Raw genomic sequence first — 13,235 nt, forward strand, 5'->3', positions numbered from 1 at the left:
CCTGCTTGATGTAGATAAAACCGAAGGAAACACCAAGATGATCAGAAGATTATTACTCACTGCAGCCTTTGCCCTTTCATCAACGATGGCCTCCTTTGCGGGTGACGCTCACAACGAGGCGAAGGTCACTCTGGTGTACGAACACGAGTTACCGAATGTTCCTGGTAAAAGCATCAAAGGTGTCTTGGTCGAATACGGCCCTGGTGGGTCATCGGCTGCACATACGCATCCCAATTCGGCATTTATCTATGCAACGGTCCTCGAAGGGGCCATGAAAAGTCAGGTTAACGACGGCCCGATCAAAACCTACCGGGCCGGCGAGAGTTTTTCGGAATTTCCGGGAGACCGTCACGGAGTGAGTGAAAACGCCAGCAAAACTGAACCTATGCGTCTCCTCGCAGTGTTCGTCGTGGATACGGACGCAAAGGAGCTCGTTCTTCCGTATCACCAATAAATGTGAGAGGGCGAGGATACACCGATCGCCACTTCTTCGGCGGTCGGATCGACTGTTTAGGGGCTGGCAATTGTAAGACGGGGGTCGCTGTCGTTTTTCTCAGTACGGCAAGCAAACCGGAGGGGAGCGTAACATCCGCCGCGATCACTCCAGTGATGCCTTACCGACACCATAAGAGTTGTTTGCTCAAATGGTTTGCACACCAGGCACAGGTGGGCTCGCCTGACATTCAGCGAAACACTCGAGGCATCCCTCACGACTGCCTAGGCGCGGGGTGTCTTGGAAACCCAAGGTGAGCGGCCCGAGACCCAGAACCACAGAGGATGTTGTCATATGATCACCGACGAAACCGGATCTTATTTCGGTGCTCTGTTGACTTACGACACGCTGCTTCAGAGCGCTGGTACACGCGTGGCCACCCAGACGTTTTCCGATTGGCTTTACCAATCAATGGCCGGTAGCGGCTCCGCGAGGCTTTGTTATTTCGCCTTCTTCATCGTCGCGTTCCCCCTGCTTGGCCTGATCGAGACGCCGTGCCGGCTGCCGAACTCAATAGCCGAAGCTGTCCCTGAGGGGAGCCAGGCCGGATCATACCGAAGACCACCCTCCTTGCCCGACATCGCGGGCCGGGAGCGTCACGCCGAGTGGAAAACCGTCCCCTTATTAGAAAGGAGACGGCTATTTTCTTATCAGACCAGGAAGTTTCTCGGCGGATGTTCCGCTTTAACGGCAACGGGCCTCATAGCGGCGACCATAGCGATCACGATAGATGCAGTAGCCACGGTGCTCCGTCGAGCGTCCGATCAAAGCGCCGACCAGCCCGCCTGCCACAGCACCAACAGCAGCACCGCCCCAACTGTTGGTGACGACACCACCGATGATGGCGCCGGATCCGGCGCCGATCGCGGTCCCTTGTTCGGTCGCTGTACAGGATGCCAAGGTACCTACCAATGCACTGGCAAGAACGATTTTTTTCATCATTTTGGTTGCTTCCTAAATTCAATTTTTCGAACGACAGAAAGCAGATAGCCCGAGCATCCATGGAAGTCCAGAATCCAAGGCCGAGCTAGGAGATGCCGGCGTCCCTGCAAAAAAAGGGGCCTTCCCAGCGGCGGACCGGGAAAGCCCTTAACCTTTCGCGCGGCTTACCGAATCCGTGCGCGTCAGGCCGCCCACAACATGGATCAAGCTTGCGGCAAAGAACATTGGACCGAAGCCTGAAAGTGGCTGGACTTTGGTCTTAGTTTATCATTCAAGTTCATCAGAATGGAGCGCAGTACGCGTTCCGGCGCCCCGATAATTGTCTCTCGCCCTGTTGGGGAGTGGTTGGCCGAGGGGAAATTCCTAATCTCATCGCTGCGTTACGGAATGGTGCGGGACAAAGATCCGGCGACGGACATACCCCGAACACGTACGCCGCATTCTTGAGGCGGCCGGATTTCGGGAGATTACCATCCAGTCGCACGATGAAAAGGTGTCGAGCCGCGATCTCGACGCAATGACCTGGGTGCTCCTGAAAGTTGGGCCGCTCGGAAAGCTCATTCGCGAGAACCCCGTCCTGCAAGTGGCGGCCGAGCCTTTGTTGCGTGAGGCGCTGGCTGCCTTGGGCGACCCCTCCAGGGCGCAGCTTTTGGCTTCAATCGGGATCGTGACAGCGCGAGCCGGAGCAGCGACCCGGTAATGAGGCTCCTGCTATTCAGAAAGCGTTGCTATTCACGGGCCGCGCGATGTCCGTTCCGGGCGGCGTAATGCGGAATATGACAATCCGGCAAAAATCTTCTCGTCGTCGGACCAGGATAGGGGTATCTTATCTGCTCGCGACCATCGAAAAATCGAAATAAAATCGATCTGCGCATGTGACGGATCGCCGATGTCGTTGGCCAGTCTAAATGGAGGCTGAGATTGAGCACCGCGTTCACCAAGGAAGAAAGTGCCGAAACGGCTTCGGAAACTCTGCTGCCCGACCGTCCGATTTCGCCTCACCCGAACCTGGTTACTGAAGCGGGATTGAAGGCCCTGGATTTGCAGCGCCAAAAAGCTCGTGAAGCCTACGATGGCGCAAGTGCAATCGAAGACGTGAATGAACGGCGGCGGCAGGCAGCAATCCCCTTGCGTGACATGCGTTACTTTAGCGAAAGAATTCGCACGGCGCAGGTGGTCCCTGACCCTGCTTCATTTGACATTGTTGCGTTCGGGAGCACGGTAACCTTCCGTCGCGACGACGGGCGCGTGCAGAAATATCGCCTCGTTGGAGAAGATGAAGCTGATCCGAAGACCGGGTCGATTTCCTTCGCATCCCCTGTAGGAACGTCTCTAATGGGCAAAGCTATTGGAGACATAGTCAATGTAGGTGATCAAGAGCTTGAGATCCTTGCCATCTCCTAGAGAAGTTACGCCCTCCCAATGTCCAATCGCAAGGGACAGCTAGCTACTGGCTGGAGCGACAGTTTCTTCTAAGAAGCGAGCCTAAGGCCAAGAAGCACCATTCCGATACCCCGAACCTTCCTGCCAAGCAATGAGGCCGGGCGACGGGAAAACGCGCCGAAGGCCCTCGCTCATAGACCAAAGAACGGAAAATTTCTGAATTGCCCAAGTCGCAGAACGGCGCTGCGCAGGAAAGCGTGCATGAAGTCGGTGGCCGCCTGGGATCGGTGAGATTGTTGATCATACCTTCACGCATGGCTGCGGCGACCACGGGGAGTGGCCGATCCTGAGCCAGTTTTGGCATTTGCACTATCGCTACAAATGGGGTGGGATGGCATTCACCGGAATGCAGGTCCTATTGCACATCAATTTCAAGCCTACGCAGACCAACGACGCGGCGTCCCGCATCTCAAGGATGAAATCCGTCCGCGCCGTAATGACCTATTGGAGATCAGCCAAGGGAGACACAGCCGGTCCGTTCAGGGCGGTACCATCGACGGCAAATTGCGAACCGTGGCAGGGGCAATCCCAGCAGCGCTCGAGGGAGTTCCAGTGCACGTGGCAGCCTATATGCGTGCAAGACGCCGAACGTTTGTGGAGCGTGCCGTCTTCGTCCCGGAATGCGGCGATCTTGGTGAGGCCCGCGCGGACGATGGCACCTTCTCCCGGCCGCAGCTTGTCAAGGGAATCAATTTCTCCAGGCGCGATATACTCGACGAAATTCTTGATCGCTGTCGCGTTCTCCACGAGGTAGTCACCGATCGCCTTTGGGGTCTTGCGGGATGGCTCGTAAAGTTCCCGCCAATGGCTGTTGCCATTGAGAATGAGATCTCGGATCAGCAGAGCAGCCACCACTCCATGGGTCATGCCTTCGCCGGAATCACCAGTCACCACGAACACCCGCTCGTTGCCCGGATTGCGACCAATGAAACCGGCGTAATCGATGGTCTCCATCACCTGCCCGGACCATCGATGGGTCTCGACGCCAAGATCGGGCACTAGACGTCTGGTCCACGACGTCAAGGCTGCGAACCGCTCGTGGCCGTCGTCGGCCGCGCCAGTCTTATGGTCTTCGCCGCCGACGACGAGAAAGTCCGTTTCGCCGTCGCCCGGCTGCAGACGCACGTAGTGGTAAGGGTCTTCAGTATCCCAGTAGAGCCCATCCGGGATAACACCGCGCCTGATCTCGAAGGACATCGCATAGGTTCGGTAGGGCGCTTGTTTGGTGTGGAGGGCGACACGGTCATTGATCGGCGAATTGGTCGCCACGACAGCCCATTTTCCAGTGACGACAAAGCCCGAGGCTGTCGCGACGCGGACACCGTCGTCTGTTTCCTCGACCTTTTCGACCACTGTGTCCCGGTAAAGGACGCTGCCGCGGGCGCGGACGCCGACGGCCAGCCCGCGGAGATATTTGAGCGGGTGGAATGTCGCCTGACGGGCATAGCGAAGGGCGGGTGCCGCGGAGAACCCCGCAAACGGCAAGCCGATGGTTCTTTCGACCGCGACGCCGATTTGCAGTGCGGCATCGAGTTCGCGCTCGAGATCAGCTTCCTGCGCTGACGACGGAAACAGAAACCCATCGACGCGTCTGAAATCGCACGCGATAGCCTCTGTCTCCTGAAACGCTTCGATGCGATCGATCGCGGCAGATTGGCTCTCGTGGAAGAGCCGCGCCAGCTCACGCCCCCGCAGACCAATGAGTTCGGAAAAATAGTCGTCGCATACCGATGTCAGATGCGCGGTCGTGCGGGCAGTCATGCCGCTTCCGATCTGGCCGCGATCGATGACGGCCACTTTCTTCCCAGCGAGTGCGAGCTCGTAGGCCACTGACAAGCCGGCAATTCCCGAGCCGACAACGACGACATCGACTTGGTCATCGTGGGGGAGCGGAACGGCGTCAGGCGCGACTTTGATCGGCGCCCATAAAGAGACGGTTTTTTCATCGCTGACATTCATGGCCGACTTCTCCAAAAACCTACACCTGCTAAATAGGAGAAAGAACGCAAAAGTTCCCCCGAACCTTGCCCGGCGGATCTTGGGATCACTCAGGCGGAAGTCGGCCCTGCGGATCCCATCGCAGACGGTGTATCCCGACAACGCGCAATCACTTTCCAGCCTTCGCGCAGTTCCCCAACCTTCCCGAAATGCCACTGCAAGTGAGGTGAAGCTTTGTATATTAGTAAACTTTAATGTATAGTGGGATTTTCCTTTGTCGGAGATAGGATGTCGCGTGTCGAGAGATCGACCGCGGGGAGGGACGTCGATGATTTCCAGGCAATGCGATCTCCGGACGAGCGCTACCGGACTGCGTCGTTGCGGGCCCTTTGGAACACGGAAAAGATCCATAAGGGCGGATTCTACCATGACGGTCGGTTCGCGACGCTCGAGGACGTCGTCAGGCACTACGACCGTCACCTCAATCTCGATCTCACCGATGAGGAGAGGAGCGATCTGATCGAGTACCTGAAGTCGATCTGACCGCTGTTCGAAAACGTTGACAGCTATTCGATAATAGAGAGGCAAGATCATGAAAAAGGATCGTGGTCCGGAGGGCAAAAGCCCGGCGCAAGGTCGCTCAAGCCAAGCGGTATCCCGACGGAAATTCTTGACAGTGACGATGGCCGGCGTCGCGGTTACCGGTGCAGGTGCGCTTTCTTCTTGCATGACGGGTCAGCCTGTCGCACGCGGCGCTGGAACGACCCCTAAGTCTGTGGCGCGCTACCAGAATTCGCCGAATAAGGGGCGACGGTGCGGCGGATGCACCCATTTCCTCGAGCCAAATGCATGTGAGATCGTTGCAGGTGAAATCAGCCCCAATGGCTGGTGCCGCTTCCACGAGCCGCGGCCGGCTTGAAGAAGTGAGACCCAAGATGGACGCACCGGTGAGCAGGACGGTAGATATGATTACGCCAGCCGCATTGCTGGCGAGCATCTTGCTGTTCTCCAGCGTAGAAACAAATGTTTTCAGGCCAAACCACCAGCGAGGAGATCCTGAAGCGGCTCAAGGTGCACGATGGCTTTGAAGGCAGCGTTTTTGCCCGCAACATCGGCAACGCACGCATGATTGTGGTTGCAGATGACGGTGACGCGACCCGAGGAAAAGGAGGGCGCTTCAAACCACCGCTTGGTGGCCTCCGACCTTGACGCTTCCACGGCACCGCTCTTCGAGATAGCCGTATGTTCCTAGCTCCGTTCATGGCGATGGCGGGCAACGTGAATGCGGATGCACGATCGGCTAGCTCGAAGCGGGCATCGACGACCTATTCGCCGGGGCGAGCACGGGAGGCGAACTCGCCTTTGCGCCGGACGGAGCGCTGCGCATCAATCTCGGCAGTTCCTGCAACGTCCGTTTCGAGAGCAGCGATGAAAAAGCGGCCGACCTGCGCCTCGACCTGGTGGCCACAAGACGCGGACGGAGCGTCAAGCACGCCGCGCCGCCTCGATAGCGGCGACGTCGATTTTTCTCATCGTCATCATGGCCTCAAACGCGCGCTTTGCTTCGTCACCGCCAGCCGCCAGCGCGTCAGTCAATACGCGGGGGGTGATTTGCCAGGAAATCCCCCACTTGTCCTTGCACCAGCCGCACGCGCTCTCCTCGCCGCCATTTTCGACGATGGCATTCCAGTAGCGGTCGGTCTCCTCCTGGTCGTCGGTGGCGATCTGGAACGAGAAGGCTTCGTTGTGCTTGAATACCGGCCCCCCGTTGAGGCCGAGGCAAGGAATGCCCGCAACTGTGAATTCGACCGTCAACACACCGCCCTCTTTGCCCGCCGGGTAGTCTCCGGGTGCACGGTGCACGGCACTCACCATGCTGTCGGGAAAGATCTCGGAGTAAAAGCGAGCGGCAGCCTCGGCGTCCTTGTCGAACCAGAGGCAAATCGTATTCTTAGCCATTGCGTGTTCCTTTCGCTTTGAAGCAATCCGGCCATTCCTCATCCGCTACGCTCGGAAATAGGGAACCAACCGTTTTTCGCCATCCTCGGAAGTGTCGATCGTAAAGGGCGCCAACCCTGACGTGGTTGCCGCTTTGGACTGAACGGCGGAACGCGCCAATTGCGGTCGTTGAGAGCTGGAAGCAAGAGTGCTGCTTTTGCATGGGGCTGCGCGGTGTATCTGCCTTCTAACTGGAGGTGTCGCGAAGGCTATCAAGTTGGGCTTGCTTCGATCGTCAAGGATTTCGGTGTTCCACAAGGCGGAGGAGCCGTTCCTCCTCCCCATCCCGAGCGCTTTCGCGGCAGAGTTGCAGATGCGATGATCGAGTTCTGGCAGCAGAACGGGACCGGGATCATATTGGACGGATATTTCCAGTTCGACGATCCCGACAAATACGCCCCGATTATCAAAGTTGAGCGCCAGCTCTCTTGAATCGCCGCCGCGCCGGTGCCGATGGCAATCACCATGCTGGTTTTCGGGCGCGGCACGGTATTTGCCGTCTGCCATTTCCTTGCAGTAGGGCAGGTAATCATCAAGAGCTGCCCAGCATCTGCAGCGTGCTGCAGCCTCCAGCGAGACAACGTTCGCATGTCGTTCATTTCCGGCATGTCAGTCCCGGTCGAAACGCGGACGCCAGCCACGGACCAAGCCACGGCTCAGGGCGCTTTCCGCCAATGCGAGCTGCAGCCTCAAATGATGATTATCGGCCAACAGTGTCGCGATCGTCGCCTTGGCGTCGTCGTCGTGAAAGGCGAGAGCGGCCTCGACTTCATAGGCGGTGTCTTCCCTTGTGAAAGGCCGCATCAGGGAACTAGCCCTTCCGCCTTGGCGCTGCGAAGAACCGTCTCGACCGCGTTGTCCGGATCGCCGTCAGAGGTAAACCACACAGGTTTTCCCGAAACATCTTCCGAGCTACGCATGGTTCTGAAGACGCCGCAGGAAAGCCCGCTTTCGCAATCTATGGCGACCTCGAACTGACCCATCGGCGAACCGAGGGCCATATCGTAGGCGCCTGCCACGAAGAGGCGTTTGCGATCCAATCCCGAGCCGGTTTTCAGCGCGTTGAGCAATCGTGGATGCGCTTCAGAAAGGGCGACTTCGCAAGGCGGCGTCCAATAGGTACCTTGTTCCAATTCTCTCTTGATCGGCTGCCGGGGCATGATCGTTCTCCCCTTACACAATTTGTTGCAACGGGCGGTCGCGCCGCCGTTTGTTCCTATTATGTTCTCATCGTGATAAGAGTCAACACATCTTTGGATGTGCGCCGAAAGGATCGAGCTACCGAGACGGCTGATCGACCTTAAGAACAAGGTTCTGGCCAGTCGGCACTTCTGGAGTTTCACCCCGTGCCGGTGCGTGAATACGGCATGTTCTCCAAATTCGAGCCGTTTGGGTTCAGCCCAGGCCCAGGACGGCCGGCTCCGCGGGAATGCGCGGTTCAGGTGAGTATTCAGGGCATGTAGATAGACTGCCGTCGCCGACGCGGGCGACGGGCGGCGCTAAAAGCCAGCAGGCATGTTCGCGGTTGGAGCAAAAGAGGAACTGAATGGAACCCGGCGTCATTCCTGGTGCTGCGTCGGAGGCTGCAGGTGAAGTATAAGCTTGCTTGGGTTTCCTTAGGAAAACAGAAAAACGCGTATTCCGGGGTCTTTGTGGAGCCGCGACTTCTTCTTAAAGGTCGGGCGATTGCTTCTGCGGTAGACCTCACCAGCCGCTGAATTATCCTGATCTGCCTTCGCATGGCGGCATCCAAGCCGTGATCGACTGTTCTCTCTAAAGCATGGGTATCCCTACGATAAGGATTACGATCAGTCCTGCCATTACGAGCGATGTCTCGATCAGAAATATCGCCACTTGTCGTCCGGTCATGTCTGGAAAAATAGCTTTCATTGAAGCGTCTCCTCGCAATAATATTCCAATGTGCGCACCATATCACAGGAACTTGTAGAATGTTTTTATTTTTATTGCGGCGAAATGCCTTGCTTAAAACCTAATCAAAGCGCACAGTATTTCTGTCGGCAGCATTTGAAGCGGGCGCTGCCGCAAAAGGGTTAAAATCCTTCGCCCCAATCTAAAGGAGGACGTGATGTCTTCCATGTTCCATCATCATCATTCCTTTGAACACGTCGCAATCAGGTTCCTGGCCGCGCTCAGCTTCGCCTTCATCTTGTTTCTGATTTCGGGGGCTGGCTATGGTAACCATTCTTTACGTCGGTGAAACTGCAGCTATCGAGGGCTCGACGCTGCAGCGAATTTTGAAGCGAGCCAATTATGCGACATCGGACATGCAAGCCGACGAGGGCCCGGAGCGTCACGAGGAAGTCGTGATCATCCGCCGCATCGAGGCCGGCACGATACCCTCGCAGAGCTATCCGCCCTCCCTTCGGCACAGGCAAAGCTCAGACCCGGATGCACTGGCGTCGTGGGAGAACGAAGGCGGCGCAACCAGCGCGCGTTCGGCGGCAGCCTCGAAAGCTGCGGAGAACCGAAGGTGACTTGGCGCAGCGACCACAAAGGGCTGTCCGACCCCGACCATATCGCGTCAGGGCTGGGGCTATAAACGCATGAAGGAAAGCTGACCGGGACGGAAAGATCTCCCGGCTGCGCGGCAAACGCCTGTCGCCTCAGTATCAAACCAGACGGAGTCTGCCATGAACAGAACAACTGAAACCGAGATCAGGTTCGATCATTCGTTCCTCATCCAATCTCTTGTTATGCCACTGGCAGCCGGGACATATCGGCTAACGGTGGACGAAGAACGGATCGAGGAACTGTCCTTTGCCGCTTACAGGATATTAGCCGCTCATCTGGAAATTCCGTCAATTGAAACGCCTTCGCTCAAGAGGCAGCATTTGCAAGTCACGCGAGCGGAAATCGATGCGGCGCTGCTGAAAGACCAGCAAGCCGCACGATCGCCAGCGACCGAAGATCGCGTCTAAGTAGGGAACGCACCTCTTCGTGACTTGCCACGGAACCGCGCCGAGGAGCGCGCATGTCGTCCGTCGAGGAGAATGATGCTGCCGTCGTATATGAGCATCCTCGAAAGTTATTGTTTGCTTTGTCTACTCCGAGGGCGCATGGTCTAGCCTCCAGCAGTAATCATTACGGGCGCTGCTGTTTGAGGGTCGCCAAACCCTTTGCCCCGACCGAAAGGAGGATGTCATGTCTTCCGAAACATCCATTAAATATATGACGAGCGATGACCTAAACTTACTGCAAGGGGTGCTGAAGGATGCCGGCTATACGGACGATGTTCTCTTTGAACAGCCTCGACCCTTCCCCATCGCAGCCCGGCTTCTGATCGGCCTCTTTCAAGAGGGAACGACCAGTCCAGCCGAACTGACTATTCAGCTCGAACGACATTTCGGCAAGCCTAAGAAAGAGGCTGTTACGCTCGGAGCCTCACGCTTCCATCGCTTTGCGATCCAAGGGCTTCCGGCGCAGTCATCTGGCGCGATCCATTAAAGCCACATCCAAAGGCAATGAGCGACAGAACCTTTTTGCCGCGCAACCTTCTGGGGCAGGAGACAGTTCAAGAATCCCGACTATGAAATGATCAAATTGCGCAGCCGGTTACGCGCTCCTTTGCACGAACGAGGCCGCCGTCATTGTTGGCAGGATCCAGATTGTTGGTTGCCTGGGCGAATATAATATCGCGATCGTAGACGCGAATTTTGATCCGCTCCGCGTACTCGAGCATCAGATTTCAAAGATCTTGATCCTGCCGATCACGGAAGCGGCAGGGGAGGTGGTGCGCCTTCACAATGTGCCGTCGGTTAGCTCGTTCTAAACTAGGCAGCCGACGGCCCTTAGTTGCCAATGGCCGGCGCGGTCGCCACCTCCGCCCATATGGCAGCGCGACGGCCGGTTCTGCACGTATGGTCTCGCTCCGAGCGGAGACCCACACTAAAAAGGGGTGTGTGCAGGCCTCCCTGCCGCGCTCGGAAGGAGACGCGACCTCACAGTAGGCGCCGATGCCTTGGATACTCAGGTAATTGTGAGTGGGGCGCCGATTTACGCTTGGGCTAAGAACATGACGTAGTCTTCGGATGCATCCGCAAGCGCGAGAGCGATATCGTCAGGTGGCAGGCCCCTACTCTCTAACCGCCCGATCATTTCCAGCATCGCAGCTTCGACCCGCACGCGACAGTCGGTCACTGGAAATGCAAACACATTCGCAATAAGTGCGTTTTCTACGTTTTCTAACATGTCTGTTTCCTTATTTGTGGGAGCATCGTAGAAGTCACAGCTTTCGCAAGCTGAACGCATATAAGCTTCGCAATCGCCTGCTGGTGAGACGCCTCGCGAATACACGAAAGCGCAGTTAACTGGCCGCGTTTTCTTGCGGCGTCCGCCATGGGCCTTTTTCCACTTGGGGAGGGGATTGCCCTTCCATCTCCTTTATGGCGAGCTCCCAATTTTCGCGGTCTTTTCCTTCAGGGCAGCCTTCCCTTTCCCATATAGAGTAAGCGCGGGCTTGTAGTTGTTCTTCCTTGGATTTTTGCATAGCGCTATCCGTTCCTGGTCGCTTCTGTCAGCATCGGCGAGGTTTGAGACACACGTTAAAAGCTCACGTCCTGAGCAGCAAATGCCCCAGGACGGCGACCGAGATGAACATCGCGACGAGAACCGCAAAGTATATCGCTACCGAGCGGAAGTTAGTTTCCCGGATCAGGCGAACCGTGTTGTCACGATAAGACCGGAGCGCTTCGGTGGATGGCATGTTAGCCTCCTTGAGCGTGGCTACGATGAGGAACATCGCATGGCCGCGCGTGTGGTCAAAAGACCATAGATGATGACGCGCCTTTAGCGGGCGATAGTCAAACGCATTCGTACCAAAGGGAACTCATTAGCGGAACGGACCTTGCTCCGCTTACCTGTATTGATTTCAAAAGGTGAAGCCGCGACGACGACGCACAGTGGAATGTGGGCGGTGACTTCCACCGCGCCGCTTGAGGGTGTCTTACGCGTTTTGCGCGCAGAAGAACGCTTCCCGCCAAGCCGTATATCCAACGTCGTCGTGCTATGGATCATAGGGATTATCGCCCAGCAATTTGCCTGACCGAGGCGCGACTGCGCCGCTAATCGGCGCTTCGGTTTCTGCCTCGTTTGCGGCATGGAAATTGATCATGAACGGCTCGTTCTGCTGGTTGCCCCATGCAAGATTTAAGTGGCGAACTCGGGGAAATGGTGGACCGTGCAGGACAAGGGCTTGCGCTGGAAACAGGGTGGGACCATTCCGCCTCCGCAGTCCACCCAGTAAACAAGGCGAGTAGGTTATTGTTCCCCTCGAAGGACAAATGATTTCGTTGCGTTCCCGGTAGAAGAGCATAGGGTGCGTATTGTCGGCAGCCGTTGAAAAGGGCACTGCCGCTTGAGAGCGCTACGCTCCCGCCCCAAGCATTGGGGAGAAGGTCATGTCCTTTCCTGACCGTTTCGATCACAACAATAGACATTCATCTTACGACCTTGAAAGCCTGAGAATTGCATTCGACGACTGGAATGAAAAATCAAAGTCGGAGCTGCTGGAGGATAAGGTCACGGCCAGGCCGGATTTCCGCATGGCATGTCCCCGGTCGCGAGCTATACTACCCTGCGGCACATCGGGCATGCGTCCGATGAAACACGCCGCCGGAAAGCCGCCCACGATAGCGGAGGAAACGCACCGCGTTTCGGCGATCATCATTCGAGCCGAGATGAAGGCAAGAATGGCCAAGACCGCCCATCTGAAAGCCCTGCGATTGGAAAATGAAGAGTGGGTCAGGCTGCGTGCGGCGACGGTTAAAACGCGAAAATATTCACCGACTTGACTTTTTCGCCAAACCTCATCGTTGGCTACAGGTCCTTCTCACTCTCTTGCTTAATCCCAGCGTTCTGTCGCTCCTTCAAATAGACGTCGATTTCTCTTCCGCATGTCGCCGTAAGGTTCTGGATCGAATATTCTTCCGCCAGTGCCTGGTCGCGTAACATATCTGCCTCCTGCTCAAATCCCGCGCTGCTTATGCAGCAGCTCGTCGTTTTACGAAGTTTCGTGGAATTCATTTCCCCGAGGGGGCAGGTTTTGATCTGCGCTTATCTTTGCTTTCATCAGGTCGCACGCAAAGACGTGAAATCGGAGCGTTTGCAAAAAGCTGACGAGCTGTTCGCGAGCCAAAGACGTAGGCTCGCCCCTGAGAACGCCCCCGGCAATTTCGGCCTCCTGGACCGCGATCTGGATTCGATCATCGGTGACCCGCTGCTTTGCTGCTTCAAGTGCTGAGCGCTTTTTCATTGCTCATCATAGCACGGTTTTCGGCCATGCTGTCTGGAAAGCGTTCTAACTGACGCTCGGGGCAGCGCCTTTGGGGCAAAGCTTGTCAGTTTTCCTGACATTGGCTCCTCCAGGCGAGTAATATGGGCTCGGTATTTGGAGGGGTCGGTC

The 13,235-nt window shown here is 56.7% G+C and carries 20 protein-coding genes; 9 read left to right on the top strand and 11 right to left on the bottom strand.

Annotation, left to right across the window (positions count from 1 at the left end; all coding sequences use genetic code 11):
- Window positions 1-37 precede the first annotated feature (37 nt).
- A complete protein-coding gene (locus ACZ9DP_RS04765; RefSeq protein ID WP_194731897.1) occupies window positions 38-454 on the top strand; it encodes a cupin domain-containing protein in 417 nt (138 codons plus the stop codon).
- 723 nt (window positions 455-1,177) lie between these two features.
- Here ACZ9DP_RS04765 and ACZ9DP_RS04770 read toward each other — a convergent pair.
- The gene (locus tag ACZ9DP_RS04770; RefSeq protein ID WP_022718096.1) at window positions 1,178-1,435 is read right to left on the bottom strand and encodes a YMGG-like glycine zipper-containing protein; all 258 of its coding nucleotides are present in this window, start codon (window positions 1,433-1,435) and stop codon (window positions 1,178-1,180) included.
- A 921-nt stretch (window positions 1,436-2,356) separates the two neighbouring features.
- Between ACZ9DP_RS04770 and greA the strand changes: the two genes are divergently transcribed.
- The gene (gene greA / locus ACZ9DP_RS04775) at window positions 2,357-2,839 is read left to right on the top strand and encodes a transcription elongation factor GreA (RefSeq protein WP_476200508.1); all 483 of its coding nucleotides are present in this window, start codon (window positions 2,357-2,359) and stop codon (window positions 2,837-2,839) included.
- Window positions 2,840-3,319: 480 nt separating this feature from the next.
- On the opposite strand, the gene ACZ9DP_RS04780 is transcribed toward greA, so the two are convergent.
- On the bottom strand, window positions 3,320-4,837 hold the full coding sequence (locus tag ACZ9DP_RS04780; RefSeq protein ID WP_476200510.1) for an FAD-dependent oxidoreductase: 1,518 nt from the start codon (window positions 4,835-4,837) through the stop codon (window positions 3,320-3,322).
- Between the two features lie 267 nt (window positions 4,838-5,104).
- On the opposite strand from ACZ9DP_RS04780, the gene ACZ9DP_RS04785 reads away from it, so the two are divergent.
- Together ACZ9DP_RS04785 and ACZ9DP_RS04790 are read left to right on the top strand one after the other, a co-directional pair.
- On the top strand, window positions 5,105-5,359 hold the full coding sequence (locus tag ACZ9DP_RS04785; RefSeq protein WP_476200511.1) for a hypothetical protein: 255 nt from the start codon (window positions 5,105-5,107) through the stop codon (window positions 5,357-5,359).
- A gap of 480 nt (window positions 5,360-5,839) precedes the next feature.
- Window positions 5,840-6,025, top strand: coding sequence for a hypothetical protein (locus ACZ9DP_RS04790; protein ID WP_194730715.1), 186 nt, complete (start codon window positions 5,840-5,842; stop codon window positions 6,023-6,025).
- A 116-nt stretch (window positions 6,026-6,141) separates the two neighbouring features.
- On the opposite strand, the gene ACZ9DP_RS04795 is transcribed toward ACZ9DP_RS04790, so the two are convergent.
- Together ACZ9DP_RS04795 and ACZ9DP_RS04800 are read right to left on the bottom strand one after the other, a co-directional pair.
- Complete coding sequence (locus ACZ9DP_RS04795) at window positions 6,142-6,309, bottom strand: hypothetical protein (RefSeq protein ID WP_476200513.1); 168 nt, start codon at window positions 6,307-6,309, stop codon at window positions 6,142-6,144.
- The gene (locus tag ACZ9DP_RS04800) at window positions 6,302-6,775 is read right to left on the bottom strand and encodes a VOC family protein (protein ID WP_074072455.1); all 474 of its coding nucleotides are present in this window, start codon (window positions 6,773-6,775) and stop codon (window positions 6,302-6,304) included. Before ACZ9DP_RS04800 ends, ACZ9DP_RS04795 begins: the two co-directional genes overlap by 8 nt.
- Before the next feature lie 213 nt (window positions 6,776-6,988).
- Between ACZ9DP_RS04800 and ACZ9DP_RS04805 the strand changes: the two genes are divergently transcribed.
- Window positions 6,989-7,246 (top strand): GAD-like domain-containing protein, encoded by a 258-nt coding sequence (locus tag ACZ9DP_RS04805; RefSeq protein WP_476200515.1) that lies wholly within the window; start codon window positions 6,989-6,991, stop codon window positions 7,244-7,246.
- Between the two features lie 177 nt (window positions 7,247-7,423).
- Here the strand turns inward: ACZ9DP_RS04805 and ACZ9DP_RS04810 are convergent, their stop codons facing one another.
- Together ACZ9DP_RS04810 and ACZ9DP_RS04815 are read right to left on the bottom strand one after the other, a co-directional pair.
- On the bottom strand, window positions 7,424-7,618 hold the full coding sequence (locus ACZ9DP_RS04810) for a hypothetical protein (RefSeq protein WP_476200516.1): 195 nt from the start codon (window positions 7,616-7,618) through the stop codon (window positions 7,424-7,426).
- Complete coding sequence (locus tag ACZ9DP_RS04815) at window positions 7,618-7,974, bottom strand: hypothetical protein (protein WP_074072450.1); 357 nt, start codon at window positions 7,972-7,974, stop codon at window positions 7,618-7,620. Before ACZ9DP_RS04815 ends, ACZ9DP_RS04810 begins: the two co-directional genes overlap by 1 nt.
- A gap of 1,032 nt (window positions 7,975-9,006) precedes the next feature.
- Between ACZ9DP_RS04815 and ACZ9DP_RS04820 the strand changes: the two genes are divergently transcribed.
- The 3 genes from ACZ9DP_RS04820 to ACZ9DP_RS04830 all read left to right on the top strand — a co-directional run bounded on the left by ACZ9DP_RS04820 (window position 9,007) and on the right by ACZ9DP_RS04830 (window position 10,279).
- Complete coding sequence (locus tag ACZ9DP_RS04820) at window positions 9,007-9,309, top strand: hypothetical protein (protein ID WP_476200518.1); 303 nt, start codon at window positions 9,007-9,009, stop codon at window positions 9,307-9,309.
- Between the two features lie 156 nt (window positions 9,310-9,465).
- Entirely contained in the window at window positions 9,466-9,753 is a 288-nt protein-coding gene (locus tag ACZ9DP_RS04825; protein WP_476200519.1) for a hypothetical protein, read from the top strand.
- Between the two features lie 223 nt (window positions 9,754-9,976).
- Window positions 9,977-10,279 (top strand): hypothetical protein, encoded by a 303-nt coding sequence (locus tag ACZ9DP_RS04830; protein ID WP_476200521.1) that lies wholly within the window; start codon window positions 9,977-9,979, stop codon window positions 10,277-10,279.
- Window positions 10,280-10,828: 549 nt separating this feature from the next.
- Here ACZ9DP_RS04830 and ACZ9DP_RS04835 read toward each other — a convergent pair.
- The 3 genes from ACZ9DP_RS04835 to ACZ9DP_RS04845 all read right to left on the bottom strand — a co-directional run bounded on the left by ACZ9DP_RS04835 (window position 10,829) and on the right by ACZ9DP_RS04845 (window position 11,537).
- Entirely contained in the window at window positions 10,829-11,023 is a 195-nt protein-coding gene (locus ACZ9DP_RS04835; protein ID WP_476200522.1) for a hypothetical protein, read from the bottom strand.
- 115 nt (window positions 11,024-11,138) lie between these two features.
- Window positions 11,139-11,321, bottom strand: a complete 183-nt coding sequence (locus ACZ9DP_RS04840) for a DUF2934 domain-containing protein (protein ID WP_476200524.1) — start codon at window positions 11,319-11,321, stop codon at window positions 11,139-11,141.
- A 63-nt stretch (window positions 11,322-11,384) separates the two neighbouring features.
- On the bottom strand, window positions 11,385-11,537 hold the full coding sequence (locus ACZ9DP_RS04845) for a hypothetical protein (RefSeq protein ID WP_476200525.1): 153 nt from the start codon (window positions 11,535-11,537) through the stop codon (window positions 11,385-11,387).
- Window positions 11,538-12,231: 694 nt separating this feature from the next.
- Between ACZ9DP_RS04845 and ACZ9DP_RS04850 the strand changes: the two genes are divergently transcribed.
- Complete coding sequence (locus ACZ9DP_RS04850; protein WP_476200526.1) at window positions 12,232-12,624, top strand: hypothetical protein; 393 nt, start codon at window positions 12,232-12,234, stop codon at window positions 12,622-12,624.
- Window positions 12,625-12,649: 25 nt separating this feature from the next.
- Here ACZ9DP_RS04850 and ACZ9DP_RS04855 read toward each other — a convergent pair whose 3' ends face one another.
- Together ACZ9DP_RS04855 and ACZ9DP_RS04860 are read right to left on the bottom strand one after the other, a co-directional pair.
- Window positions 12,650-12,784, bottom strand: a complete 135-nt coding sequence (locus tag ACZ9DP_RS04855) for a hypothetical protein (RefSeq protein ID WP_476200528.1) — start codon at window positions 12,782-12,784, stop codon at window positions 12,650-12,652.
- Window positions 12,785-12,833: 49 nt separating this feature from the next.
- Window positions 12,834-13,085, bottom strand: a complete 252-nt coding sequence (locus tag ACZ9DP_RS04860) for a hypothetical protein (RefSeq protein ID WP_476200529.1) — start codon at window positions 13,083-13,085, stop codon at window positions 12,834-12,836.
- Between the last annotated feature and the right edge of the window lie 150 nt (window positions 13,086-13,235).

Source organism: Rhizobium sp. USDA 4016 (assembly GCF_056279705.1).

Coding starts and splice junctions, on each gene's coding strand:
- ACZ9DP_RS04765 (WP_194731897.1), top strand. CDS start 38: ATGATCAGAAGATTATTACTCACTGCAGCCTTTGCCCTTTCATCAACG.
- ACZ9DP_RS04770 (WP_022718096.1), bottom strand. CDS start 1,435: ATGATGAAAAAAATCGTTCTTGCCAGTGCATTGGTAGGTACCTTGGCA.
- ACZ9DP_RS04780 (WP_476200510.1), bottom strand. CDS start 4,837: ATGAATGTCAGCGATGAAAAAACCGTCTCTTTATGGGCGCCGATCAAA.
- ACZ9DP_RS04785 (WP_476200511.1), top strand. CDS start 5,105: ATGTCGCGTGTCGAGAGATCGACCGCGGGGAGGGACGTCGATGATTTC.
- ACZ9DP_RS04790 (WP_194730715.1), top strand. CDS start 5,840: ATGTTTTCAGGCCAAACCACCAGCGAGGAGATCCTGAAGCGGCTCAAG.
- ACZ9DP_RS04800 (WP_074072455.1), bottom strand. CDS start 6,775: ATGGCTAAGAATACGATTTGCCTCTGGTTCGACAAGGACGCCGAGGCT.
- ACZ9DP_RS04810 (WP_476200516.1), bottom strand. CDS start 7,618: ATGCGGCCTTTCACAAGGGAAGACACCGCCTATGAAGTCGAGGCCGCT.
- ACZ9DP_RS04815 (WP_074072450.1), bottom strand. CDS start 7,974: ATGCCCCGGCAGCCGATCAAGAGAGAATTGGAACAAGGTACCTATTGG.
- ACZ9DP_RS04820 (WP_476200518.1), top strand. CDS start 9,007: ATGGTAACCATTCTTTACGTCGGTGAAACTGCAGCTATCGAGGGCTCG.
- ACZ9DP_RS04825 (WP_476200519.1), top strand. CDS start 9,466: ATGAACAGAACAACTGAAACCGAGATCAGGTTCGATCATTCGTTCCTC.
- ACZ9DP_RS04830 (WP_476200521.1), top strand. CDS start 9,977: ATGTCTTCCGAAACATCCATTAAATATATGACGAGCGATGACCTAAAC.
- ACZ9DP_RS04835 (WP_476200522.1), bottom strand. CDS start 11,023: ATGTTAGAAAACGTAGAAAACGCACTTATTGCGAATGTGTTTGCATTT.
- ACZ9DP_RS04840 (WP_476200524.1), bottom strand. CDS start 11,321: ATGCAAAAATCCAAGGAAGAACAACTACAAGCCCGCGCTTACTCTATA.
- ACZ9DP_RS04845 (WP_476200525.1), bottom strand. CDS start 11,537: ATGCCATCCACCGAAGCGCTCCGGTCTTATCGTGACAACACGGTTCGC.
- ACZ9DP_RS04850 (WP_476200526.1), top strand. CDS start 12,232: ATGTCCTTTCCTGACCGTTTCGATCACAACAATAGACATTCATCTTAC.
- ACZ9DP_RS04855 (WP_476200528.1), bottom strand. CDS start 12,784: ATGTTACGCGACCAGGCACTGGCGGAAGAATATTCGATCCAGAACCTT.
- ACZ9DP_RS04860 (WP_476200529.1), bottom strand. CDS start 13,085: ATGAAAAAGCGCTCAGCACTTGAAGCAGCAAAGCAGCGGGTCACCGAT.